The 23,819-nt window shown below is 66.9% G+C and carries 22 protein-coding genes and 1 pseudogene; 14 read left to right on the top strand and 9 right to left on the bottom strand.

Annotated elements, in window-relative coordinates; genetic code table 11:
• Window positions 1–4 precede the first annotated feature (4 nt).
• The 3 genes from M1L58_RS11065 to M1L58_RS11055 all read left to right on the top strand — a co-directional run bounded on the left by M1L58_RS11065 (window position 5) and on the right by M1L58_RS11055 (window position 3,671).
• Entirely contained in the window at window positions 5–886 is an 882-nt protein-coding gene (locus tag M1L58_RS11065) for a LysR family transcriptional regulator (RefSeq protein WP_248658937.1), read from the top strand.
• Window positions 883–1,809, top strand: a complete 927-nt coding sequence (locus M1L58_RS11060; protein ID WP_248658936.1) for a serine hydrolase — start codon at window positions 883–885, stop codon at window positions 1,807–1,809. Before M1L58_RS11065 ends, M1L58_RS11060 begins: the two co-directional genes overlap by 4 nt.
• Before the next feature lie 89 nt (window positions 1,810–1,898).
• Window positions 1,899–3,671 (top strand): penicillin-binding transpeptidase domain-containing protein, encoded by a 1,773-nt coding sequence (locus M1L58_RS11055; RefSeq protein WP_248658935.1) that lies wholly within the window; start codon window positions 1,899–1,901, stop codon window positions 3,669–3,671.
• A 28-nt stretch (window positions 3,672–3,699) separates the two neighbouring features.
• Here the strand turns inward: M1L58_RS11055 and M1L58_RS11050 are convergent, their stop codons facing one another.
• Window positions 3,700–5,295: an alkaline phosphatase D family protein gene (locus M1L58_RS11050; RefSeq protein WP_248658934.1), complete on the bottom strand. Its 1,596-nt coding sequence runs from the start codon at window positions 5,293–5,295 to the stop codon at window positions 3,700–3,702.
• 124 nt (window positions 5,296–5,419) lie between these two features.
• Here M1L58_RS11050 and M1L58_RS11045 point away from each other — a divergent pair, with 124 nt between their 5' ends.
• On the top strand, window positions 5,420–5,644 hold the full coding sequence (locus M1L58_RS11045; RefSeq protein WP_154885076.1) for an amphi-Trp domain-containing protein: 225 nt from the start codon (window positions 5,420–5,422) through the stop codon (window positions 5,642–5,644).
• Between the two features lie 63 nt (window positions 5,645–5,707).
• On the opposite strand, the gene M1L58_RS11040 is transcribed toward M1L58_RS11045, so the two are convergent.
• The 3 genes from M1L58_RS11040 to M1L58_RS11030 all read right to left on the bottom strand — a co-directional run bounded on the left by M1L58_RS11040 (window position 5,708) and on the right by M1L58_RS11030 (window position 9,147).
• Window positions 5,708–6,553: a DUF5995 family protein gene (locus M1L58_RS11040; protein WP_248658933.1), complete on the bottom strand. Its 846-nt coding sequence runs from the start codon at window positions 6,551–6,553 to the stop codon at window positions 5,708–5,710.
• 216 nt (window positions 6,554–6,769) lie between these two features.
• Window positions 6,770–7,450 carry a DNA alkylation repair protein gene (locus M1L58_RS11035; protein ID WP_248658932.1) on the bottom strand — a complete coding sequence of 227 codons (681 nt, stop codon included), beginning with the start codon at window positions 7,448–7,450 and terminating at the stop codon, window positions 6,770–6,772.
• A gap of 26 nt (window positions 7,451–7,476) precedes the next feature.
• Window positions 7,477–9,147 carry a nuclease-related domain-containing DEAD/DEAH box helicase gene (locus tag M1L58_RS11030; protein ID WP_248658931.1) on the bottom strand — a complete coding sequence of 557 codons (1,671 nt, stop codon included), beginning with the start codon at window positions 9,145–9,147 and terminating at the stop codon, window positions 7,477–7,479.
• A gap of 301 nt (window positions 9,148–9,448) precedes the next feature.
• On the opposite strand from M1L58_RS11030, the gene M1L58_RS11025 reads away from it, so the two are divergent.
• The 5 genes from M1L58_RS11025 (at window position 9,449) to M1L58_RS11010 (ending at window position 14,316) form a co-directional block, all read left to right on the top strand.
• Window positions 9,449–11,056 (top strand): MDR family MFS transporter, encoded by a 1,608-nt coding sequence (locus tag M1L58_RS11025; RefSeq protein ID WP_248658930.1) that lies wholly within the window; start codon window positions 9,449–9,451, stop codon window positions 11,054–11,056.
• Window positions 11,053–11,874 (top strand): universal stress protein, encoded by an 822-nt coding sequence (locus M1L58_RS11020; RefSeq protein ID WP_248658929.1) that lies wholly within the window; start codon window positions 11,053–11,055, stop codon window positions 11,872–11,874. Before M1L58_RS11025 ends, M1L58_RS11020 begins: the two co-directional genes overlap by 4 nt.
• Window positions 11,875–11,971: 97 nt before the next feature.
• Complete coding sequence (locus M1L58_RS11015; protein ID WP_248658928.1) at window positions 11,972–12,490, top strand: OsmC family protein; 519 nt, start codon at window positions 11,972–11,974, stop codon at window positions 12,488–12,490.
• A 341-nt stretch (window positions 12,491–12,831) separates the two neighbouring features.
• A complete protein-coding gene (locus tag M1L58_RS23610; RefSeq protein WP_374112701.1) occupies window positions 12,832–13,194 on the top strand; it encodes a DUF3761 domain-containing protein in 363 nt (120 codons plus the stop codon).
• A gap of 57 nt (window positions 13,195–13,251) precedes the next feature.
• A complete protein-coding gene (locus M1L58_RS11010; RefSeq protein ID WP_248659002.1) occupies window positions 13,252–14,316 on the top strand; it encodes an HNH endonuclease in 1,065 nt (354 codons plus the stop codon).
• Here M1L58_RS11010 and M1L58_RS11005 read toward each other — a convergent pair.
• Window positions 14,300–15,016, bottom strand: a complete 717-nt coding sequence (locus M1L58_RS11005; protein ID WP_248658927.1) for a DUF1275 family protein — start codon at window positions 15,014–15,016, stop codon at window positions 14,300–14,302. The two genes, M1L58_RS11010 and M1L58_RS11005, sit on opposite strands and share 17 nt — an antisense overlap.
• A gap of 238 nt (window positions 15,017–15,254) precedes the next feature.
• On the opposite strand from M1L58_RS11005, the gene M1L58_RS11000 reads away from it, so the two are divergent.
• Complete coding sequence (locus M1L58_RS11000) at window positions 15,255–15,977, top strand: GNAT family N-acetyltransferase (RefSeq protein WP_248658926.1); 723 nt, start codon at window positions 15,255–15,257, stop codon at window positions 15,975–15,977.
• Window positions 15,978–15,983: 6 nt separating this feature from the next.
• On the opposite strand, the gene M1L58_RS10995 is transcribed toward M1L58_RS11000, so the two are convergent.
• Entirely contained in the window at window positions 15,984–16,859 is an 876-nt protein-coding gene (locus M1L58_RS10995) for a hypothetical protein (RefSeq protein WP_248658925.1), read from the bottom strand.
• 125 nt (window positions 16,860–16,984) lie between these two features.
• Between M1L58_RS10995 and M1L58_RS10990 the strand changes: the two genes are divergently transcribed.
• Window positions 16,985–17,956, top strand: a complete 972-nt coding sequence (locus M1L58_RS10990) for a hypothetical protein (protein WP_248658924.1) — start codon at window positions 16,985–16,987, stop codon at window positions 17,954–17,956.
• Here M1L58_RS10990 and M1L58_RS10985 read toward each other — a convergent pair.
• Window positions 17,946–18,866 (bottom strand): alcohol dehydrogenase catalytic domain-containing protein, encoded by a 921-nt coding sequence (locus tag M1L58_RS10985; RefSeq protein WP_248658923.1) that lies wholly within the window; start codon window positions 18,864–18,866, stop codon window positions 17,946–17,948. The genes M1L58_RS10990 and M1L58_RS10985 overlap by 11 nt on opposite strands.
• Window positions 18,867–18,979: 113 nt before the next feature.
• On the opposite strand from M1L58_RS10985, the gene M1L58_RS10980 reads away from it, so the two are divergent.
• Together M1L58_RS10980 and M1L58_RS10975 are read left to right on the top strand one after the other, a co-directional pair.
• The gene (locus M1L58_RS10980; RefSeq protein WP_248658922.1) at window positions 18,980–19,420 is read left to right on the top strand and encodes a winged helix-turn-helix transcriptional regulator; all 441 of its coding nucleotides are present in this window, start codon (window positions 18,980–18,982) and stop codon (window positions 19,418–19,420) included.
• A gap of 84 nt (window positions 19,421–19,504) precedes the next feature.
• Entirely contained in the window at window positions 19,505–21,253 is a 1,749-nt protein-coding gene (locus tag M1L58_RS10975) for a DUF3556 domain-containing protein (protein WP_248658921.1), read from the top strand.
• On the opposite strand, the gene M1L58_RS10970 is transcribed toward M1L58_RS10975, so the two are convergent.
• Both M1L58_RS10970 and M1L58_RS10965 read right to left on the bottom strand, forming a co-directional pair.
• Window positions 21,250–22,515, bottom strand: a complete 1,266-nt coding sequence (locus M1L58_RS10970; RefSeq protein WP_248658920.1) for an NAD(P)/FAD-dependent oxidoreductase — start codon at window positions 22,513–22,515, stop codon at window positions 21,250–21,252. The genes M1L58_RS10975 and M1L58_RS10970 overlap by 4 nt on opposite strands.
• A gap of 49 nt (window positions 22,516–22,564) precedes the next feature.
• Window positions 22,565–22,925: pseudogene (locus M1L58_RS10965) on the bottom strand (UBP-type zinc finger domain-containing protein).
• Window positions 22,926–23,339: 414 nt separating this feature from the next.
• Here M1L58_RS10965 and M1L58_RS10960 point away from each other — a divergent pair.
• Complete coding sequence (locus tag M1L58_RS10960; RefSeq protein WP_248658919.1) at window positions 23,340–23,810, top strand: hypothetical protein; 471 nt, start codon at window positions 23,340–23,342, stop codon at window positions 23,808–23,810.
• Window positions 23,811–23,819 lie beyond the last annotated feature (9 nt).

Genomic DNA, 23,819 nt, shown 5'->3' with positions numbered 1-23,819 from the left:
GGCCGTGGATCTCGTCAGGCACCTGCGATTCTTCGTCGCCGTCGCCGAGGAAGGCCACTTCGGGGACGCTGCCGCCCGACTGGAGATGACACAGCCGCCGGTCTCGCAGGGGTTGCGCCGCCTGGAGAAGGAGCTCGGGGTCCAACTCATCCGACGTACCTCTCGCGGCGCCGAACTCACCGACGCCGGCCGTGATCTCCTACCCCGCGCGCGACTCCTGATCGACGACGCCGCGCGGTTCCTCGGCGAGGCACGACGCCTTCATGACGGGACCGAGGTGTTGCGTTGGGGTGCAGTCCCTCTCGCCGGGGCCGGCGCCGTTGCCGCTGTCGCACAACGCCTCGGCGACGTGTCCTCCGGCCAGGAGATGGTGAGTGCCACGACGGTGGGTCTCGTCGAGCAGGTGTCGGCAGGAACCCTCGACCTCGCCATCGTCGATGCCCCCTGCGTCACCGGCACGCTCACGGCCGGGCCGGTCGTCGTCTTCCGACGCCAGGTGGTCGTGCCGGCCGGTCATCCGGTCACCACCGCGACGCGGCCGCGGCTCCGCCAGCTCGCGGGACTCGACCTCTGCCATCCGCCACGAGCAGCCAACCCGCCCGCACACGACCAGCTGATCGATCGTCTCCGCGAATCCGGACTCGACCCACACGTCCTTCCCGTCTCGTCTGCCGAGCACCTGGTGGCGGCCGTCGCCGGCGGTGGCGCATTCGGCTTGACCGCCGACGCAGAACGTCTCGCGTCACTCGATGCCGTCCGATGCCTGCCTCTCGGGCGTGACACCACCGCACTCCGGCTTCGGGTCGTCTACCGGGAAGCGGCGCTCGCCGAGGTGGCCGACGTGACGACGGCGGCACTCTGGAAGATCAGCAAGGCGTCCGGTTGAGCGCCCCGGCCACACTCCCCGACCACGTGCGGGAGCGAGTCGATCGCGAGGTCGCCGAAACCCTCGCCGACGCCGGCTGCTCCGGCTGGGTACATGCCATGACGATCGGCTCACCGCAGATCGAGTACTCCTTCGACGCCGACGCACCGGTCGTCCTGGCCTCGGTCTACAAGCTCGCCGTCCTGATCTCGTTGTGTCGCAGTGCCGATCGCGGTGACATCGACCTCGCCTCCTCGATCACGGTCGACCCGACGCTATGGGCGCAGGGCCCGACGGGGCTGGCCGCCTTCGGCGACCCGGTCACGCTGAGCCGGCGCGACCTCGCCATCTCGATGATGACCGTCTCGGACAACGTCGCTGCCGACGTCCTCCTCGACGAGCTCGGCCTCGACCGCGTACGTGAGGATCTCGTCTCCCTCGGCGCCGAGCGCACGCGGATCGTCGGCGGCGTCGCAGAACTACACGAACGACTCCAGCGCGAGACCGGAACCAGCACGGTGGCAGAGGCTTTCGCCGCCCTCGCCGACCCGGACAGCGACCCATCGGTGAGCGCTTACGACGCCGCCTACTCGAGTTCCTCGACGCCCCGGGACTGCACGGCGCTGTTGTCCGCGGTCTGGACCGATCGCGCTGCGTCGCCGGAGATGTGCGCGTTCATCAGGGACACGATGCGCCGCCAGGTCTTCACCGCCCGCCTGGCGTCGGGCTTTCCCTTCCGGCGGGTCACCGTGGCGGGCAAGACCGGGACCCTGGTCGCGATCCGCAATGAGATCGGCGTCGTCGAGTTCCCCGGAGAACTTCCGGTCGCGGTCGCCGTCTTCACCCTGAGCGCCCGGTCGGAGCAATCATTGCCGCAGGTCGACCGCGCCATCGGCGAGGCGGCCCGGACATTCGTGACTCAGCTCCGCGTCCCCGCCGAGTAGCCACTCGACCTGGCGCGATAGCGGATCGCTATCGGGTCATTGCGCGTCGCGACTTTGCGTGGACGCCCCCGGGTCGGTTGTCTGGCCACATGCGTCGGTGGTTGGTCGTCCTCAGTGTTCTAACCGTGCTGGTCGGCACGCTGTCCGGGTGTTTCCTGACCCAGGACTCGCCGGAGGACACCTTGCAGTCGTTCGCGGAGGCGCTCCAGCGGGGCGACGCCGACGCTGCCGCCGACCTCACCGACGATCCGGTCGCGGCGCGCGTGACCATCAAGTCGATCTTCGACGGCATGGGTTCCACCCCGAAGCTGTCGGTCACCCCCGACCTCGTCGATGACAAGAAGGTCACCGGCACTCTCGACCATCAGTGGCAGATCCGGGACACCAACACCGCCTACCAGACGTCGGTTGTTCTCGCCGAGACGGATTCGGGTTGGCGCATTCGGTGGCAGCCGTCGGTCATGCACCGGCAACTCCGCGAGGGACAGTCCTTCTCCTACAGCGACGATCGCGCCTACCGTACTCCCGTGCTCGACACCAACGCCCGACCGCTGATGACCTGGCAGCCCGTGACGCTGATCAATCTCGAACGGGCACAGCTCGCGTCGGCCGGTCAGCTGGCTCGCGCGTTGCGTCCGGTCGAGCCGTCGATCACGACGGCGACCATCCGCAAACTGTTCGAGGGCAACAACGCCCCGAGCCAGACGGTGATCAGGTTGCGGGAAAGCGATCTCAAACGCGTCCAACGCAGTATCGGCGAGATCCCCGGTGTCACGACCACCGAGCAGGGCGCACTCCTCAGCGCGACCAAGGCACTCCACTCCCCGGCTATGGCAGGACTCGAGGACATCTGGCGCAAGGCGATCGACACCACCGCCGGTTGGTCGATCCAGATCGTCGACCGGGACGGCGCACCAACGCATCTCGTGGACTCGGCGCAGCCCGGTCAGACGTCTCCGGTCCGCACCTCGCTCGACCGCGACATCCAGGCCCAGGCACAGCGGGCCGTCGACGGAGAACGACGCCCCGCGATGATCGTCGCGATCACCCCGTCGACCGGCGGGATCGTCGCCGTCGCCCAGAACGACGCCGCCGACAAGTCCGGCGCAGTGTCCCTCAGTGGGTTGTACCCGCCGGGATCGACCTTCAAGACCATCACCACCGCTGCGGCCCTGGCGTCGGGCGGGGTGCAGCCGACATCGCAGATCCCGTGTCCGGGTCGCGCGACCATCGAGGGCCGGACGATCCCCAACGAGAACGACTTTGATCTCGGGACCGTCCCTCTGCCAACGGCATTCGCCCGATCGTGCAACACCTCCATGGGCGCGCTGGCCAACAAACTCCCCGCCGACGCGTTGACCTCGATGGCCCGCAAGTTCGGCATCGGCGCCGACTACACCGTGCCCGGGCTGACGACCGTGACCGGTTCTGTGCCGAAGGCCGATTCCCCCGCGCTTCGTGTCGAGAACGGCATCGGCCAGGGCACGGTCACGGTCAGCCCGTTCGGACTGGCGCTGGCCGAGGCGAGTCTCGCTCGGGGCGAGACCGTCACCCCGACGCTGGTCGAGGGACAGGCGACCACCGGTGACACCGACTCCCAGCCGATCCCCGGTGACGTGGTCCGTGCGCTGCGAAGCATGATGCGCGACACCGTCACCCGCGGAACCGCCACCTCGCTCCAAGATGTCCCCGGCCTCGGCGGCAAGACCGGCACCGCCGAGTACGGCGACAACAAGAACCCGCACGGCTGGTTCGCCGGCATCGTCGGCGACCTCGCCTTCGCGACGCTGGTCGTCGGCGGCGGGTCGTCGGGGCCCGCGGTTCAGGTCAGCGGGGAATTCCTGCGGCCGCTGACCAACTGACGGCGTCCGTCCCGCGTCGACGCCGCGCCTATCTCGCCGGCGCCAATTGCTTCGTGTACAGAGCCCTTCCCGAGGCGTCGGCGAGCTGGACGGACAGCACGCGAGTCCTTCCGTCGATCGACACCTCGCCGAAGTGTTGGTATCCCTCGGCCGGGGACACGTTCTCCTCGGTGGGCGCATGCACGAACTCGTATTTCGCGCCGAAGGTCTCGTCCAATGGGCTCTGCGGGAACGCACCCGCGTGCAGCGGCCCGGCAACGAACTCCCAGAACGGCGAGAAGTCCTTGAAAGCAGCGCGATCGGGTTCATAGGAGATCGCCGCCGTGTAGTGCACGTCTGCGGTGAGGTACACGATGTTCGGCACGTTCTTCGTCTGCGACAGGATGCGTGAGAATGCGATCTCGCGTCCGAGGGGTGCACCCGGATCGCCCTGGCCCACAGCCTCCATCGCCGTCGGGCCGTTCTCGGGCGTCGTGTTCTTGTCGGCGACGACGATGCTCAGCGGGAGGTCGTTGGCAACAACCTTCCAGGTCGCCGTCGACCCCTTCAGCCCGTCGATCAGCCACTGGGTCTGTTCCGCCCCGAGCACACCGTCGACATTGACCCTCGACCACGCATCGGGATTGGGGTCTTTGTGTGTGCGCATGTCGAGGAGGAAGACGTCGAGCAGGGGCCCATAGGAGACCTTGCGGTACAGGCGCTTCGACCTCGACGCATCGACGGGTTGCCACTCCTGCCAGGCCTGTCGCGCATTGCGGGCCAGAACATCGACGTCGGTCTCGGTGTAACCATCGCGCCCCTGACCGGCGAGGTTCTCGCCCGGGAACCAGTTGTTGACGACCTCGTGGTCGTCCCATTGCACGAGTTGGGGCACCGACGCGACGAACCGTCGAAAGTGCTCATCGGTGAGGTTGTAGGCGTAATTGCCCCGGTAATCGTCAACGCTCTGGGCGACTTGCTGTTTCGCCGCACTGGTCACGTTCCGATAGATCTCGCCGTTGTTCTGTTCCTGGGTCGCGCTGATGGGCCCATCGGCGTAGATGGCATCACCGGAGTGGATGAAGAAGAGCGGGTTGCGCTCGGCCATCGTGGCGAAGATCGGCATCCCGCCGAGGTCGGGGTTGATGCCCCACCCCTGTCCCGCGACGTCGCCCGACCACTGAAAGGTGATGTCTCGCGCCTGAACCGGGGCAGTGGTGAAGGTCCCGGCGACCGGTTCACCGACTGCGCCGTCCTCACCTTCGAGGGTCACACGGTAATGAACGGTCTGCCCGGGTTCGAGGCCGGCGACACGAACGCGACCGGTGCCGTCGGTACCCGGCGTCACCACAGGTCCGCGGATGCGTCGAGCACCCCGGAACGACTCAGACGAGGCGGTCTCGACGATCATCGTCGCCGTCCGGTCCGATCGTGCCCACACCAGTGCGCCACTGCTGGTGACCTCGCCGGCGGCGACGCCGTGGGTGAGCGTCGGACGCGACCTGATCAGACCTGCACCGGAACCCGAGTCCGGCGATCCGCATGCGGCCGCGGCTCCGACCGGGATCAGGAGGGCCCCCGCCCCGGCGGTGCGTAGGACCGTGCGGAGGGAGAGATGCTGGGAGAGAAAGGGCACTGAGGTCACTCGGGTCAGATTTGCTCAACGGTTCGACGCGCCGGAGAACTGCGGGTGACGACCGGATGTCCGTCCGTCGACCTGTCGATGCGGCACGCTTGACCGGCCCATCCCGATCCGCTCAGATGAACGTATGAGCGACGAACTGTTCGAGCACGAGACCAAGACCACGCTGACCCGCGAAGAGGCGGCGCAACGGCTTCACGACCTCGCCGACGCGATCGCCCGGCACAACGAGGTGTCGTACGTCGAGAACGACAAGACCGTGCGCATCGACATCCCCGCGCAGGTGAATCTGAAGGTCGAGTTCGAGCGTGGTGAGGACGAATCCGAGATCGAGATCGAGATCTCCTGGTAGTTCTTCTCTTCGAGAACCAAGACGCGAGCCGGTGACCGGTTGTCACCGGCTCGCGTTCTTCTCTCAGATCTGGCCGAGCTTCTCCATCACGTCGAGCGCGACATTTGCCGTCTGGAACAGTGCATTGATCTCGGCCACGGTCACGCCACGGGTTGCCGGGTTCTGCAAGCCGAAACTGTTGACGAGCGCAGCGGTCCGGGTCGACTGGAAGAGGAGCGTCGGGGCCTGGCTGTCGCCGATCAGGTCTCCGACGAACCACGCGGTGAAGAGCGGGCCGAGGTCGACACCGTAGGTGCGCTTGACGTCTTTGACGATCGTCGGTGTGGCGTCGACGAGCGCACCGCCGAAGGTGTAGAAGTCCCGGGTGTGGCCGGCCGTCGTGTCGATGTTCTCCAGGGCGTAGGGGAAGTCGACGAGGAGATGGGCGAAGATCTGCCCGAGCAGGACCCGTCCGGGACTGCGGTCGCACGCGGCCGTAAGAGCGAAGGCCTGCGCCCAATGCGCCTGCGGCTCACCGCCGGTGACGTATTCGTGAAGGTTCCCGACGTACAGGCGGACGACCTCCACCGCGAGATCCGACGCCCACTCCGGATGTTCATAGATTCCGGATTCGATGCTGGGTCCGACGAGTTCGAGGATGTTGTCGAAGGCGATCGGGAACGTGCCGAGATAGTTGTTCGATTTGCTGAGCTCCTTGCGTAGGTCGCTGATCGTGGAGCGCGCATCGTCGAAGGTCTTGATCTCGGACGTGTCGGTCAGTTCCGAGAGCCGCTGCTTCGTCTCAGGGGTCGAGGCGGGGGCACAGCGACTTGCGGGTAAAGCAGTGGCCGCCGGGGTCAGTACGCCGGCCCCACCGACGAAGACAGCGACTGCTGCGAGGCCCGCACAGAGGGCGCGTCTGGCATTCATGCCTGCGGAGCGTAGGGAGGCCTTCAGCCAGACCAAACGGTCAGAGACGTGGTGGGTTCAGATCTCTCCACTTCGGGTAACTAGGTCCCTACAGCCGCGGGACATAAGTCCACTTATGGTCGGGACCAAGGTCCCTGTACGCGAGACAACGGGCCGCAACTGGGGCAAATGTCCTGGTCGGAGGCCTGCCCACTCGGTCCTGAGAGTCCGAGTGGGTCAGCGCTTCCGCGCGCGGTGTTCTTTCGTCTTCGCGATGTAGGCCGCGGCGTCCGGCGTCTTGCAGCTGGTGTCGCCGTGGTCGACGACGACGGTGCCGATCCGGGCAGCCACAGCCAACGCCTCCGATTCGAGAGCGTCGTTCCGTACCCCGATCGCGATGAGCGCGGTGTTCATCGAGTACCGCTCGCGGTTCTGGCCGTTCGCGATGTCGCGTTCGATCCGCGAGAGCAGTTGTCGAAAGTAGGAGTCCGGCAGCTTCCCGTCCTTCGTCGCGATGGTGGCGAGGATCCCCCATCCCATCGCGGCGACGAACTCGTGGTCCGATTCGATCCAACGCTCGGCGGTGTCCTTCGCCAGCAGGGTCGACGACGCGTACCCGGACACCGCGTCGGAGAGCGTGTAGTTGTCGACGCCGTGCGCCCAGGTGTCGAGGAGCGTCGGGTCGGACTTCTCGGGATCGGCGATCATGGAGGCCAGAAGGCGCGCATCATGATTCCCGCTGTCCCACAGTCCGAGAGCGAGTTCGTGGTCGGTCTTGATCCGCTTCTTGAGCTTCCCGAGCGCGGAGTAGCTGACACCGAACTGGTTGTCGCCGACCCCGTGCCGGCGGTAGGTCTTGCGTGTCTGCTCGGAACCGAGGGATTCCAGTTCCGTGAGTACGTCGTCCACCGCTGCCATGCCTGATCTCCATACTCCCGTTGCCATCACTGCGGTTCCGTGTCGGCGATGCCGAGTTGGCGAGCGACCTGGGGTCCACCGACCTCCCGAACGAACTCGGGATCACCACAGACCACCAGTTCATCACGGGCGCGGGACAATCCGACGTAGAGGCGTTCGCGAGACCGATCCCAGGTCTTCGTCTCATTGAGCGCCAGCACGACGACGCGTCGTTCCAGTCCCTTGAAACCGAGGACGTGACCGTAGAAGACCTGCTCACCGTCCCAGAACGACTCCCAGTACTCCCGGGTGCCCTCGGCCTGGCGCGCTTTCTGTTCGGAGTGGCGGCTCCCGGTGGTCAGCAGCGCGATGTCCTCGGGCCGCCATCCCTTGTCGAGCAGCGGGTCGATCTGGTCGTCGGCGGCGTCGAGCGCGTCGGCTGCCGCGCACGGCACGAAGGTCACGGCCGGTCCGTTGCCACCGTGCAACTGCATTCGCTGTCCCACAAGCGGTTTGAAGGTCTCGGCGATCTGCTTGGTGTTGCGGAGGTTGTGGTCGAGGACCAGCGGCACCAGGTCCACCGGCGGCGACCCCTGTCGGGCGAAGACACGCTGCGCTTCGTCGCTGAACACGTAGATGCCGCCGGACTCGGGGTCGCGCAGGCACGCGAGCATCGGTTTCCACCAGTCGTCGGCGAAGTCCTGTGCCTCGTCGACGACTATCGAGTCGAAGCGCTTTCCCGGCGCGAGCCCCTGCGCGAGCTCGTACATCTGCTGCGGAAGCTCGTGTTCCCAGAAGTCCTGCGCCGCTTGGGTTCGTTCCTGCTCGTCGGGACCGGTGGGCGCGCCCCATTGGATGCCCAGTTCATGGAACTCGCCGACATACGCGGGCCGTTCCTTGCGTGGCCACGTCGCGGTGAGTCGTCGGAGAAACGACGCCAACCCATGCGAGTAGCAGACGAAGGCAACCCGCTGACCGTCTTTGGCGAGGCGTCGTGCCTGCTCGACGGCGAGGAAGGTCTTGCCGCTGCCCGCACCGCCGCGCACCTCGACGCGATTGAGCTGGTGGATCGCACGGAGGATCACCGCCTGGTGGGAGGTGAGCGTGTCGGCGACGCTCTCGTTCTCCAGAGCACGGGCGACCACATCGCGCTGCGGTAACCCCCTGCCGCTGAGCGCGATCCGCAGCTGGATGATCCCGTCGGCGTCGATGCCCGGCCAGTCGACGTCCTTCTGCAGCAGTACATTCCGGATGAGCGGCATGAGCTGGTGGAGCTGGGTGCGGTCGACGACCTTCCATCGCGGGCACTCGGGGAGTGCGAAGCTCGAATCGACCTCCGAATGCGGGAAGACCACCACGTGATCCCATCGCACGCGCCCCTGCGTCCAGCGGGGATCGTGTTCGACGAAATCGCGCAGCGCGTAGCAGCCGTCCCTGACCTGTGCGACCGGGTCGATCCGCTTCGGCCCCTGCCCGACGCGCTCCTGCCACCACGATTCGCCGTCGTGCCACACCTCGCCACCCTTGACCTCGACACACACGACCCCGGACCCTTCGATCGCGACGACGAAGTCGATCTCGTGATCCTTCGAGTGGTCGGTGACCCGCTGCCCGACGACGATCAGATCCTCGTCCAGGAGTTGCGCGTTCAGCGCGTCGAAGACCACTTCTTCGCTGGCCGCCGCGAACCGCGGGTTCTCGGGGATCACCGCAGGCATGACGGATACCGCCTTCTGTCAGCCGTACCCAGCGTGTTCGTCATGGGCCAAACCTCGCGTCGTCGATGCCTGTCTGGCGAAGGCTATCGCGCGCCGGCGACACCGTCCGGAATCACACGGCGAGACGTCACGAGACAGTTCCGAACCGTCCGCGACTGAGGCGTCGGCCACAGCCGGAACAATCTTCGATAGTTGCGTGTTACAACTTTCACATCTGCCCTAGTTGCAGCATTCAACAATGTGCCGTCCCGTGCGCGACCTCCGGTCAGTACGAGGACGCGTCTCGCGGAGGTATCGAAGTATGAGCGCACCCGCCACCGGGCCGGCGGACGTCGAAGACATCCCGATGACACACCGCCAGCGGATCGAGGCGCTCGTCGGCCTCCTGCTGGGTATGTTCGTCGCGTTCCTGTCGTCGACCATCGTGTCCAATGCCCTGCCCACGATCATCACCGATCTGCACGGCACACAGGACCAGTACACGTGGGTGGTCACCGCGACCCTGCTGGCGTCGACCGCCACCACACCGATCTGGGGCAAGTTCTCGGACCTGGTGAGCAAGAAACTGCTGGTGCAGATGTCGCTGGCGCTCTTCACCATCGGGTCGATCCTGGCCGGTACCTCGCAGTCCGTCGACATGCTGATCGGCTACCGCGTCATCCAGGGCCTCGGCCTGGGCGGCCTGCAGGCGCTGGTCGTCATCGTGGTCGCAACCATGTTCAGCCCCCGCGAACGTGGCCGCTACCAGGGGCCGATGGCTGCGGTGATGTCGGTCGCCACCGTCGCGGGTCCGCTGATCGGCGGGCTGATCGTTGACACCAGCTGGCTCGGCTGGCGCTGGACCTTCTACGTCTGTGTGCCCCTCGCCGTCGTCGCCCTGATGGTCATCCAGCGCACTCTGAACCTCCCCGTGGTCCGCAAGAAGGTCAGCATCGACTACGGCGGCGCGCTCCTCATCGCCTCCGGCGTCAGCACCCTGCTGATCTGGGTGACCCTCGCCGGCAAGAGCTTCGACTGGGCGTCGGCGACGTCGTACGGCCTCGTCGCGCTGGGAGTTGTTCTGCTGGCCGCCGCGGTGTTCGTCGAGTCGCGTGTGAGCAGCCCCATCATCCCGCTGCATCTGTTCCGTGACCGCACGACGACGCTGGCCACGCTGGCGAGCGTCGCGGTTGGTGTCGCGCTCTTCGGCGGTGCGGTGTTCCTGGGTCAGTACTTCCAGATCGCGCGCGGCTACTCGCCGACCGCGGCCGGCCTGCTGACTCTGCCGATGATCATCGGCTCGATGGTCTCGGCCACGATCTCCGGCCAGATGATCACCCGCTTCGGACGCTGGAAGGCCTACCTGGTCGCCGGTGCGGCGCTGATGACCGTCGGCTTCGGACTGCTCGCCACGATCGACGCACACACCAACATGGTGATCCTGGGCGTGTACCTGTTCGTCCTCGGTGTCGGCATGGGTATGACCATGCAGAACCTGGTGCTCGCGGTCCAGAACAACGTCAGCCCCGCCAATCTGGGTGCGGCCACCTCGACGGTCACATTCTTCCGGTCGCTCGGCGGCGCCTCGGGTGTGTCGGTGCTGGGTGCGATCCTGTCCAACCACGTCACCGATCTCATCGCCAAGGGCCTGAGCGCGGTCGGTATCGACGCGGGGCAGACCGGCGGCTCGCAGGCCGGGCTGGCGAACCTCAACGAGTTGCCCGGTCCGATCGCCGACATCGTCCGCGGCGCCTACGGTGATGGCACGGCGAGGATCTTCCTGGTCGCCGGCGTCATGGCGGCACTCAGCCTCGTCGCCATCTGCTTTATCAAGGAGGTCGCGCTGAAGACGATGAGCAGCGATGCAGAACGTCGGGCCGAGGCCGCCGCCGCGGCACTCGCCTCGACCGAGGACACCCAGCCGCGATGAGCACGGTCGCGGTCGGGCTCGACCACAGCCCGGAGGCGGAGGCCGCCGCACGATGGGGTGCGGCGGCCGCTCTCCGACGCGGCGGGCGACTGCTGCTCGTCAGCGGATACGCACCCGCGGGTGCCGCCCAGAGCCTCGCCGAGTTCGACATCGAGAACATCCGCGACGCCGCGCTCACCCGAGCCGACGCGGTCGCCGAGTCCCTCCGCGCCCAGCATCCGGATCTGCACGTCGACACCCTGGTCAAGCCCGAGCTACCGGTTCCGCTGCTACTGCAGGTGTCCCAACACGTCGACCTCCTGGTGCTGGGGCATCATCGGGCGAGCTGGCTGGAACGACTCACCGCCGGAAGCGTCAGCGCGACCCTCACCGCACGGTCGAAATGCCCGGTGGTCACAGTGCCTTTCGGAAATCTGAGCTTCGACGGCCCGGTGGTCGCCGCCGTCGACGTCGACGCGCCGTCGGACCACGCCATCAATACCGCGTTCGCGCGTGCCCACGAGATCGGTCAATCGGTGACCATCATCTGCGCCATCCCCGACGACGCTGCGCCAGAACACATCTCGGATGTGTACGCGCGGGCCGACGCCCTCCTGAAGCCGTGGCGACAGCAGTATCCTGCGCTCCCCGTCAACATCCAGCTCGTCAACGGCGATCCACATCGATCCCTCGCCGAGGCGGTGCCGCAGGCGTCTCTGCTGGTCATCACCCGCCCCCGCGCCGGAACCACCTTCCCGGTCTGGACCACCTCGGTGACCCGCGCCGCCCATCACGCCTCGCGGTATCCCATAGCCGTGATCGATCACGCGGCGTCCTGATTTCCGACAGTTCGGATCAGCGTGGTGCTGAACGCTGTCTCGCCCTCCGTTGCTCGTTACGTTCGATGCCACTGCATCGTTCGCCCGAAGGAGCACCATGACCAAGACCGCCACCCGCCTGAACGACGTCGACATCGCAGCTGTCGGTCAGCTCGTCGAAGCCATCCAGGTCGACGACTCCAAGGCGCAGACGACCTGGGCTGCACATGTTCAGTGGAACGGTGCGTTCGCGTCCGAGGCCCGTGTCCGGAACTTCTCGCCGATAGGGTCCGACGAGCCGGCCGCGCTCGGCGGTGGCGACACCGCACCCAACCCCGTCGAACAACTCCTCGGTGCGCTCGGCAACTGCCTCGCGGTCGGTTACGCAGCCAATGCCACGGTGGCCGGCATCGAACTCAAGGACCTCCGCATCGATCTCAAGGGCGACCTCGATCTTCGTGTCTTCCTCGGACTCGCCGAGGGTCACGCCGGCTTCAGCTCGATCACCGCGAACGTCACCATCGACTCCGACGCCCCGCGCGAGAAGCTCGACGAACTGCACGCGAAGGTCCAGGCCAGCTCTCCCGTCGGCCACACCCTCGGCAGCGCAGTGCCGGTCGACATCGTCCTGCGCTGATTTCCCCGAACCTCGGGCTCGGCGACCGTTCGGCCGGGACCTGAAAGACGTTCGGCGAGTGCGCAATAGCGCATTCGCCGACCGTTTCTTTGTATGGGTTTGGACCACGTTGCGATTTGTGCCGGTTTCCGCGACAAGACGCAATTCAGGATTGCCGAGTATTCACTCGGCCGGTAATCGACGAGATTCGGTCTCACGCCACGCCGCTGTCGTCCAATCGGGTGGATTACGACAACACTCCGTGGGGCCGTCGCGGCAGCGCACAGCTCGTACCCAAGTATGCTGCAGTGCAGAAGAACAGAGTCAAGCGTGTCCTTGTGGGCGTCGGCGCAGTCCTGGCCATGACGATTGGCGCGCTGCTCGGCAGCACAGCAGGCAGTTCAGCTGCGTACGCCGATACGCCTCACCTGCACGAGGTCGACTACAGCTGCGGCTCTGACTACTACCGGAACTCCCAAGGATCGTGCACACCCGGCCCCGACGGGTCTGCGACCGGCATTCGGTGCAAAGACGGTACATACAGTCACGCGAAGACCCGTCAGGGTGCATGTTCACGACACGGCGGTATCGCGGACAGTTCGGGTGGCGCCGGCGGAGGAAGCAGCGACGCCGGTAGCGCCGAAATGGCATTCGGTAGTGCCGTGATCGGCGGAGCATTCATCGGCACGATGTTCCTCGGTGCCCTGCTGTTCGGGAGCAGCTAGAGCGACGGTCGTTTGTCAACCGGTTCCCAACCAGCCCGGCATACAATCGCGATCGTGCTGCCTCCCACTGACCCGCTCGCGCTCGGTCAGAAATTGGTGGCGATCCTGGAGGGTGGCCGGCGTACGGCGACTTACAAGCTCGCCGTTCTGATGGCTCTCCTCGATCTGGCAGTCGAGTCCGTCCCGGACGACGCGACGGCCGCGGTCGACATCGACCTCGACGACCTCACCAGCCGAGTCATCGAGCTGTACTGGCGCCAGATGCGTCCCCTCGACGGCCATCTGCTGCGACAATCCACCGACGGGCGCGGAGTCATCTTCGCCGCGGTTACAGATCTGCGCGCCAAGGTCACGGCTCATCGGACTCCGGGCCTCGATCTCGTTGTCGCCTACGAGTCGGAGCACTACAAAGCGACCCACGCCGTCGTCAAAAAGACACTGGTGCGGTACCCGTTGAAGCTGTTGCAGAACCTGACCTCGGGCGACGAACAGGATCGCTTCCTGTACGACGACTCCTGGATGGGTACCGACTCGGCGCAACGGGTCTCCGACCAAGGCAACAAACTCACGTTGTTCCCCGGCGTATGCGTGACTCTTGCCCGTCTCGCACCATTGCTGAAGCCGGCCTTCCAGTTGGCGTGGGTCGATGACGTCCGACGGATGAACAAGAACCTCCTCGACGAGGGTCCCGACCTCGCCCACCACCTGTTCGGTGCGGATCGTGTGTCTTTGCAGAGAGCCGGCGACGCCCTCACCGACCGATTCGGGCCGGCCTGTTTCTACTGCGACACAAAGCTTCACCGCCAACGCCACGTCGACCACGTTCTACCGTGGTCGCGGGTCGGCATCGACGGGCTGGCGAATCTCGTTCTTGCGTGCCAGGGCTGCAACTCGAGCAAGTCAGACCGGTTGCCCGCACCCACCCACGTCAAACGCGCCCTCGACCGAGGCCGGGCGACGCTCGACGGTCTCGCCGCCGAGATCAACTGGCCCAGTCAGTACGAGCGAGTGCTCGCTGCCGGACACGGACTGTATTCGACGCAGCCGACCGGTACGCCGATCTGGCAGGGACGCAACGACGTCACGACCCTCATCCGCGTCGACATCAACTGGCTCGGGTAGCCCCGCCGGCACCCGCCGACGCAAGTACATGCCCGCACACCACCACGACGGCGCTGACGATCGCGGCCAAGGCGAATACCGACCAGAGCGCAACCTTCACCAGCAGCGCACCGACCAGGGCGCCCACCAGGATCGTGACGATCGCCGCGAGCCGGCGGTTCAGGATCGTGGCCCGGCTGGGGCGGGCGAACATGTCGATCGCCCAGGCGGCGATCGTCGACGTGACGACGACGGTGGTCACGTCCGCGACACCGACGTTGCGCGCGGCTGCGGCCTGCATCCCCATCGCACCCGCCGTCATCACGATGGCGAACATCGCCGCCAGGTGCTCGGTCGGTTGCAGCCAGACGAGGACCGAGGTACCGGCGACCAGCGACGCCGATACCGCCAGCACGGCGGTCAATCGCGGACTCCATCCGCGGCGGCCTGCTCGTAGGAAGAGGCTCGCGATCCCGGCGCCGACGATGAACGCGACCAGCGCCAGGGACAGCGCGAGGACCGGCAGCCCGTCGGCGCCGGCCGCACCCATTCCGAGGATCAGGACGTTGCCGGTCATGTTGCCGAGGAACACGGTGTCGAAGCCGAGGAAACCGCCCACGTCGACCACGCCGGTCGCGAACGTCAGCACGAGCATCAAGGTGAGATTGCGCGTCGTCTCACGGTCGGCGCCGACGTCGGGGGCACGCTCACTCGTCGCCACGCGCGGCTCCTTCTCGCCCCGATTCCGCCGGTGACGTTCCGCGGAACGTCGTGACCAGCGCCGTTGATCGCCCGATGGTAAGGCCGGCACCGTCCATGTGTCCTGCGTGGCCCGATTCCTGCGTGCGTGTTTCCGTCCCGCCCGCGTGTCTCCCTTCCGCTCACCAAGTCTGCTGAGCGAGAGGGAAACAGACCCGCGGGAACTCGGACCGGACCGCATCGCCGGGTATCGTCGCCGTGTGGCCGGAAGCGTCGACGAATCCGCGGGCGGGACAGAGCGTTCCGGCTACACACCCCTCGACAACCCGGCCCGGGCTGCCCTGACCGGCCCGCATGCGCGGTTCGCCGAAAGAGTCGGCACCGCCCTGCGATACCACCCCGATGTGTGCCCGATGGCCGCCCTCCCGGACGGCCCGACCGCCGAGGACTGGGCCGACGCCGCCCGATTGGTCGGCCCGGGAGGTGCTCTGTTCCTCCCGGTCGTCGCCGACACCCCGCCTGCCGGCTGGCAGTCGAAGATGCACCTGCCCGGGGTACAGATGGTCGACGCCGGAGTACCCGCGAGACCCGACGATGCCGTCATCCGACTGACCGCCGACGACGTCCCGGAGATGACCGACCTCGTTCGGCGCACCCGTCCCGGGCCGTTCCGTAAGCGCACCATCGAGATGGGCACCTACCTCGGGATTCGACGTAACGGCCGCCTGATCGCGATGGGCGGCGAACGACTCACCCTCCTAAGACACACCGAGATCAGCGCCGTGTGCACCGATCCCGATCACCGCGGACAGGGCCTCGCGTCACGGTTGGTTCTCGCGCTCGCACAGGGGATTGGGGATCGGGGTGCAACGCCGATCCTGCATGCGGAGGCGACCAACGTGAACGCGATCCGCCTCTACGAGCAGCTGGGCTTCCAGGTCCGGAAGGAAGTCCTGTTCCAGGTGGTCATCGCCCCTTCGTGACGAGCCCTATGCCGCGTCACTCCGCTTGAGCGACTTCGCCAGTGGGGCGATCTCATCCAGGTAGATCGAGGCCAGGACCTCGGATTCGTCGGCCATGTTGCGGACGCGGTCGCTCTCGGCGCGGTCCCACTCGGCGTCGACGACGTGCTCGAATTCGTCTATCGCACTGACCCGGTCGAGCCAGGCCTGTTTCTCCTGGCGCTGCTGGATGCGGGCGACGATCTGCTCGTAGTCGGCGAACGCCTCCACGCGTGCGACGAGGCCGTCGAGTCGCCCGGACAGCACCCGCGACTTCTCCGTGAAGGTGGCGATCACCTCGTCGTCGACGCCGAGGTGGCCCTTGGGTGAATCACCGAGGATGTCGAGTTGGTCGCGCAGTCCGGCGGCGGCGGTGGCGATCGAGGCGACCTCGCCGTCGAGATCGACGCGGACGGCATGGCGGTCGAAGAAGTCCAGCTTCCAGGCCGGGTGACGGGTCACGCTGTCGGCGACCATCGCCGTCGTCCAGACGATCTGTCCGACGCGGTCGCCTCTGAGCCGGTCGAGGTCGCCGCCACCCCAGATGTCCAGGGCGCGGGCGACGTATCCGGATGTCTCGTTCGTCTGGTCGGGGAGACGGCTCTGCACGGACCGGCACGACGCCCAGCGTCGGGCCTGCGCCAACCGCATGTCGTCGGCAAGCTCCCCGAGCGGATCGGCCGAGTTCGACGCGACGGGGCCTGCCGTCGACACCGGTGAATCACCGCGTCGGGCGCGCCGCCGAGCGGAGTCGGCTCTCATCTCGCTGAACATCGCCGAGAAGGCACCGATCGCCGTGGACATCAGCAGGACGAGCGCGACCGCGACCACCACCACGAAGACGGCCACCGCGACGAACACCATGCTTCCAGTGAACCACTCGCCGCCGGTCCCGTCGCCCGTTCGAACGCAGGTCCGCGGACACCGGGGATTGTCGGACCAAACCTCTACCGTCGACGACACACATCAGCACCAGCCGGAGGCCGCACATGTCCCCCACCGTCACCCGGAACCAGTTGGAATTCGCCTTCCGCGACGTCCACCCCGACGCCCGGCTGCACATCCGCGTACATCGCACCCTCCGCGTTCCCGACGACGAGACCACCTACGGGCTGCCACCGAGCATCGGCTCCTTCCCGCTGACGAACGCGGAATCCGTGGCCCACCGGTCACGCACCTGGGCCGGTTCCGACGTCCTGCTCCCGATGTGGCAGGCCGAGGCCGCGTGGTTCAGCTTCTCCTCGCCCGAGGACTACCCGTTCCTGGTCCGGATCTCCGTCGGCGGTATCAACGCGGTCACCGGGGACGACTTCTCCGATGCCGTCGACTTCCAGGGCGAGGACTACTTCGAGGTCCCCGAGCAGCCTTGGCTCGACGGCTTCCGCGTGGACGAGAAGACCGTCCGGCAGTTCGTCGCGATGCCTCTCGGTGGCGGTTACACGGCCGCGGAGCAGCTCACCGGAGCCGACGACGGAAGCCTCCGCATCCAGGTCACGCCGCTGCGCGGGTCGGTCTGGAACGAGCGGATCGCCGCTCGACGCGAAGAGCCGCCCTTCGACGACCCCGACATGATGGTTCTGTGCGCAGAAGCGCCCGGGGCGGCCGGCGCGATGGGCATGGGCGCCGGCGGATCGATCACGCAGTCGATCGCGACGCCGATCGAACCGCGGACCAACTGGGACACCGGCACCACCGGCGAGGCCGTCCTGCGCATCGTCAACAGCGCCGACTGGCAGGGACTGACCGGGACCGCTCCGCACCACGCTCCTCCGACGATCGAGGAGTATCTGCAATACGGCTACCCGTGGTTCGAGTGGTACGACGACTCGCTCGCGCGGCGCGGCGACTCGAGGCTCTCCGGCCTGAAGACGGTGAAGGAGATCGGGGACTCGAAGGGTGAGTCACCCCTTCCCGACAACCCCGGTTTCGATCCGCCGGCGCCGCACATCGTCACGGCGTGATCGCCCACCGCCCCCGCCGGCCCGGCTTCGCCGCGGCCTTCTGAGCGTCGGCAGCCTGATCGAGGGGCAGGGTCCCCTCGACCCGGATCGGCAGGTCACCCGCTGCGGCGAGTTCCAACAGTCGTCCGAGCCGACCATCGGCATGCGAGTCCACCACCTCGACGGTGATCCCACGTTCGGCGGCCGGCGCTCGACCGGGCATCACTCCGACCAACCGGCCACCGTCACGCACCAGCGCGAGTGCGGCCTCCTGCATCGCCGCGGCGTCGGCGACCGCGGGCCAGCCGCCCTGCGGCCCGTCGAGGAAGCCGGCGCCGAGGCCGCGGACGTACTCCTCGTCGGCCGGTCGGGCCAGCCCGGTGACGTCCCATCCTCGACGCCGGGCCAGGACCAGCAGGTATCCACCGACCACTCCGGCCGCACCGGTCACGAGCAGTCGGTCGCTGCCGGGTCCGGGTTCGCCGAGCAGGTCGAGGATCTGCTCGGCGGCAAGGGCGTTGATGGGCACAGTCGACGCCGCGACGAGGTCCAGGGATTCCGGTACGACGGCCACCGCATCGACCGGGACCACGACCTCTTCGGCGTAGGCGCCGGTCGGATGGTCGAAGCCGGGCAGGACACCGGCCACCCGGGTTCCCGGGGCGAGGCCGACGCCGGCACCGGACTCGAGGGCCGTGCCTGCGAAGTCCATCCCCAATCCGATGGCCGCGTTGCCGCTGATCACCCCCACCGAGTGGAAGAACCCCGACGAGACCGCGAGGTCGACCGGATTGATCGACGCAGCGGCGACCGCGACGCGCACCTGGCCGTCCGCGGGTCGCCGCACCGGGACGTCGACGATCTCGATCGAATCGGGTCCCGACGGTGCGGTCACGACGGCGGCACGAAAAGTGTCTCGATATGTGTTCATGGCGTGCTCCTTCTTGTGTGTGGCGCTCCTATGAACCACCATGAGAGAGCAACTCTCCAATGGGAAGTACGCACTTCGAAGTGCGTTACTCACCGGAACGAAAGGGTGCCGCCATGCCGACACAGACCGCGGCCGACAAACGAGCCGAGGCCCGCGCACAGTACGACGCATTCCTCGCGCAGTGCCCCAGCCGCCAGCTCCTCGACCGCATCTCCAACAAGTGGGTTGCGCTCATCCTCGCCGCGCTCGGCAGCGACGGCCCTGCCCCTGGCAACGACTGTCCCGGCGGCCCGCGGGCCATGCGCTATTCCCATCTGGCACAACGCCTGGCCGGGGTCAGTCAGAAGATGCTGACGCAGACGCTGCGCTCGATGGAACGCGATGGTCTTCTCACGCGCACCGTGACCCCCACGGTCCCGGTCACCGTCACCTACGAACTCACCGACCTCGGACTCTCCCTGCACGGCGTCATGGCGTCCATCAAGACCTGGGCCGAGGCCCATATGGACGAGGTACACGCGAGCCGCGAGAGGTACGACGCCGCTCACCGGTGACCGGAGCGTACGTACGCCGAAGAACGCGCCCGACCAGGCCCGATCCGGCCCCAAGCAATCGCTTGTTTGTTACGTTCAGCATCGATGGGATTCCTGAAGCAGACCACACCGGACATCGATTTCCCGACCTGGAGCCAGGGCACGCGGGCGGAGAAGATCCGACCGATGGCGCGACACTGGGCCGAGGTCGGATTCGGGACGCCGGTCGCCTTGCACCTGTTCTACGTCGGAAAGATCCTCGCCTACATCCTGATCGGCTGGGCGATCGTCATCTCGACGCCCGGCATCGACGGGTTCTTCGCGGTCACCGACTGGTACAACGAGCCGATCGTCTTCCAGAAGATCGTGCTCTACACGATGCTGTTCGAGGTCGTGGGATTCGGCTGCGGGTTCGGTCCGCTGAACAACCGCTTCTTCCCACCCTTCGGTTCGATCCTCTACTGGTTGCGCCCGAAGACGATCCGCCAGCCCCCGTGGCCGCGCATCCCGCTGACCGCGGACGACACCCGAACCCCGGTCGACGTCGCGCTCTACGGCGCGCTGATCGTCGTCGTGCTGATCGCACTGTTCAGCCCCGGGTCGGGCGCGGTCCCCGCTCTCGACACGACTGTCGGCGTGCTGCCGCTGTGGCAGATCTGGACGACCCTCGCGCTCCTCGCCGCGATCGGGCTCCGCGACAAGACGGTCTTCCTCGCGGCGCGCGGCGAGGTGTACGGGGCGCTCACGGTGACGTTCCTGTTCAGCGGCGTGGACATGATCATCGGCGCCAAGCTGCTGTTCCTGTGCATCTGGTTGGGTGCGGCAACATCGAAGCTGAACAAGCACTTTCCCTTCGTCATCGCGACGATGATGTCGAACAACCCGATCTGGCGATCGCCGAAGATCAAACGCAAGTTCTTCGAGAACTTCCCCGACGACCTGCGCCCCGGACGACGCTCCCGCTGGATCGCTCACTTCTCCACCGCTGTCGAGGGACTCGTCCCCATCGTGCTGTTCTTCTCGCATGGCGGATGGGTCGGTGGGATCGCCGCCGCGATCATGCTCGTCTTCCACTTCGGCATCCTGTCGTCGATCCCGATGGGCGTCCCGCTGGAGTGGAACGTCTTCATGATGTTCGGCATCCTGGCGATCTTCGTCGGACACCCGGGAATCGGCCTCACCGATCTCGAATCCCCGTGGCCCGTCCTGCTGTTCGCGGTGTCGGCGACGACCGTCGTCGTCGGGAACCTGATGCCGCGCAAGGTGTCGTTCCTGCCGGGCATGCGGTACTACGCGGGCAACTGGGACACCGGGTTGTGGTGCATCAAACCGTCGGCGTCGGCAAAGATCGAGGCGGGCATCGTCGCCATCGCCTCGATGCCCGCCGCCCAGCTCGAACGCTTCTACGGCAGCCCCGAAGCCGCCCAGATCCCGCTCTACATGGGTTATGCGTTCCGCGCCTTCAACAGTCACGGCCGGGCGCTGTTCACGCTCGCACATCGCGCGATGGCCGGCACTCCCGAGGAGCAGTACGTGCTCACCGACGGTGAGCGGATCTGCAGTACCGCCATGGGCTGGAACTTCGGCGACGGTCACCTCTCGAACGAACAGCTGATCGAATCACTGCAGCGGCGTTGCCATTTCGAGCCCGGTGAGGTCCGGATCGTCCTGCTCGACGCCCAGCCGATCCATCGCCAGACCCAGGAGTACCGCCTGATCGATCCGGCGACCGGCGTCTTCGAACGCGGGTATGTCCGGGTCGCCGACCTCGTCACCCGCCAGCCTTGGGACGACGAGGTCCCGACGACGGTGACGTGGCGCGCCGACGGGAGCCACACCGGCGTTCACAGCTAGGTCGAGGCGAGGTAACTGTGGACGAAGGTGACCGCCATCGCCCCTTCACCCACGGCGGATGCCACGCGCTTCACCGAGTTCCGGCGGGCGTCGCCCGCCGCGAAGAAGCCGGGAACCGAGGTCTCCATGTAGTAGGGGGCGCGCCCGAGCGGCCAGTGTGCCTCGTGATGGGTGCGCACGAGATCGGGTCCGGTGATGAGGAATCCGTGATCGTCGCGCACCAGCGGGGTTCCGGCGGCCCATTCGGTGGCGGGGTCGCCGCCGATGCACACGAAGAGTCGTTCCGTGTCGGCATCCTCGACGGCGCCGGTCTTGGTGTCCTCGAGACGGATCGATGTCAGCCCCTGCGCTCGGTCGAGGCCGACCACCCGGGTGTTCGTCCTGATCTCGACGTTGGGTTGCCGAATGACCCGCTCCTCGAGATAGGCGGACAGCGTCGCCGGCAGGGACGGCTCGCGAACCAGCATGGTGACACGCTTGGCGTGCGCCGACAGGTTCATCACCGCCTGGCCCGCCGAGTTGCCGCCGCCGACGACGAACACCTCGAGGTCGGAGCACGTCGACGCCTCGCTGGTCCCCGCCCCGTAGAACAGGCCGCAGCCCATATAGCGCTCTTCGTCGGGGATTCCGAGGCGTCGCCACTCGACTCCGGTGGTGCACACCGCAGTCCGTGAGACGACGGTCGTGCCGTCGTTCAGGGTCGTGTACACCCGATCGTCGGCGAAGCGGGTCTGCATCCCGTCGCGCATGAGGAGGAGTTCGGCGCCGAACGAGACCGCCTGCTGGCGGGCACGTTCCGTCAGTTCGCCACCGGGGATGCCCTTCGGGAAGCCGAGGTAGTTCTCGATGAGGCTGCTGTAACCGGCCTGCCCGCCGACGGCCTCGCGCTCCAGGACGGCGACACTCAACCCCTCAGAAGCCGCGTAGACCGCGGCGGACAGACCCGCCGGCCCGGCGCCGTAGATCGCGACGTCGTACTCCTGCAGCCTGGGTTCCCGGACCCACCCGAGCTGGTCCGCCAGCTCCGCGACCGTCGGCGAGTGCAGCCGTGAACCGTCAGAGAGGTCGACGATCGGAAGGTCTGTCTCGTCGAGCGGAAGACCGAAGCGCCGGGTGCAGTCGACATCGTTGTCGATCGGGACCCATTGGAAGTGGACGACGCTCCGGCTGAGGAAGTCGCGTAGCTCGAACGCTCGCCGGCACTGGCTGCGACCGTAAACGGTGACGAGGTCGGTGGCGTGCGAATTCGGCGTTGTGGACATGAGGGGCTCCGTGATTCGTGAAGTGCGGTGGTCGAGAGTGTTTCGGAAGTCAGCGTGCGTGGGCGTGGTTCAGCTGCCGGACCCAGTCGTCGGGCACACGACCGACCGGGCCCCGCACGCCCTGGTCGGCTGGGTGGGAGGTGGGTTCGACCATCGTCGGGCCGTCGAACACCTGACGGGTTCGGAAGCTGTAGAACCAGTTCTCCCCGGGTTCGAAGCTCTGCATGACCGGGTGTCCGGTCTCGGCGGCGTGCTGACGGGCGTGGCGGCTGAGCGAGTCGTCGCAGCAGCCGATGTGGCCGCACTCGGCGCATCGCCGCAGGTGGAACCACCAGGACCCGGCGGCTTCGCATTCGACGCCAACCCGGTCCGCTCGGCGGAACGCTGGTGTCGATCGATGTGTCGTTCATGGTGAGGGCCCCTCTCGCGCAGTGTCACTGCAGAGTCCTTGGATCGGTGACTCCAAGACTCGTCCGATGGCGGGCGGATGTCGTCGATGCTGACCGCCAACCCGACCGGAGGCTGGCCGGTGCACGGGACTACCGGCTAGCCGGTATCGCGGTTCCCTCGAACAATCGACAACGGCGTGTCCGAGGTGCGCAGGTGCGGGAGTTGGGCCATGATCGGAGGCACACGACGAGATCGCGGTCGGGGACCCGATCGTCGTTCGCGCCGGATCGGCGCCCGAGCCAGCGTGTGCGCGCAATCCTCGGCAGGTCTTCAATTCTGTTGTTGGTCAACGTTTTTCCGCCGCGTCGAGGTGCGGAACGTCCCCCGATCGGTCACACTGTGAGAACGCAGTCCTTCGCCGAGAGGGGTCAGAAGTGACCAGTACCTTCGATGCAGCCACCTGGGGAGCCCAGCTCAACGCCGCCGGGGACGACATTCTCGCAGGCGATCTCTCGTTGCGAGAGGAATCCCTTCGACGCAAAGTCGCCTTCTATCTCGGCTCCGACGGACTGCCCGTCAGCCAGACCTCGTGCGAGCCGTCGGAATGGTATCCGACGCTGGTGACCCGCATGACCTCGGTGGTCGTCGCCCATGGACGCGTGGTCGTGGCCATCGATGCCGCGCTACCCCTCCACTCCTCGATCCTCGACGTCGCGTTCCCCGGCGCCGGCTCGACGGGGTCGATGCTCGACATCACCGTCGTCGACCTGTCCCGGCACCGCCGAACCCTCCACGCCCAAATCCCGTCTCACCTGGTCGTGACCGGCACCATCGCCCTGGCACTGTCTCCCGTCGCGGCGGCGAGGAAGACCACCGCACCGGAACACGAGGCCGCGATCGGCTGACCGTCCGGC

Source organism: Gordonia sp. C13 (assembly GCF_023218005.1).
Taxonomy (GTDB): Bacteria; Actinomycetota; Actinomycetes; order Mycobacteriales; family Mycobacteriaceae; genus Gordonia; species Gordonia namibiensis.
The sequence above is the reverse complement of the archived record's forward strand: the minus strand, read 5'-3'. Positions and strand labels throughout refer to the sequence as shown.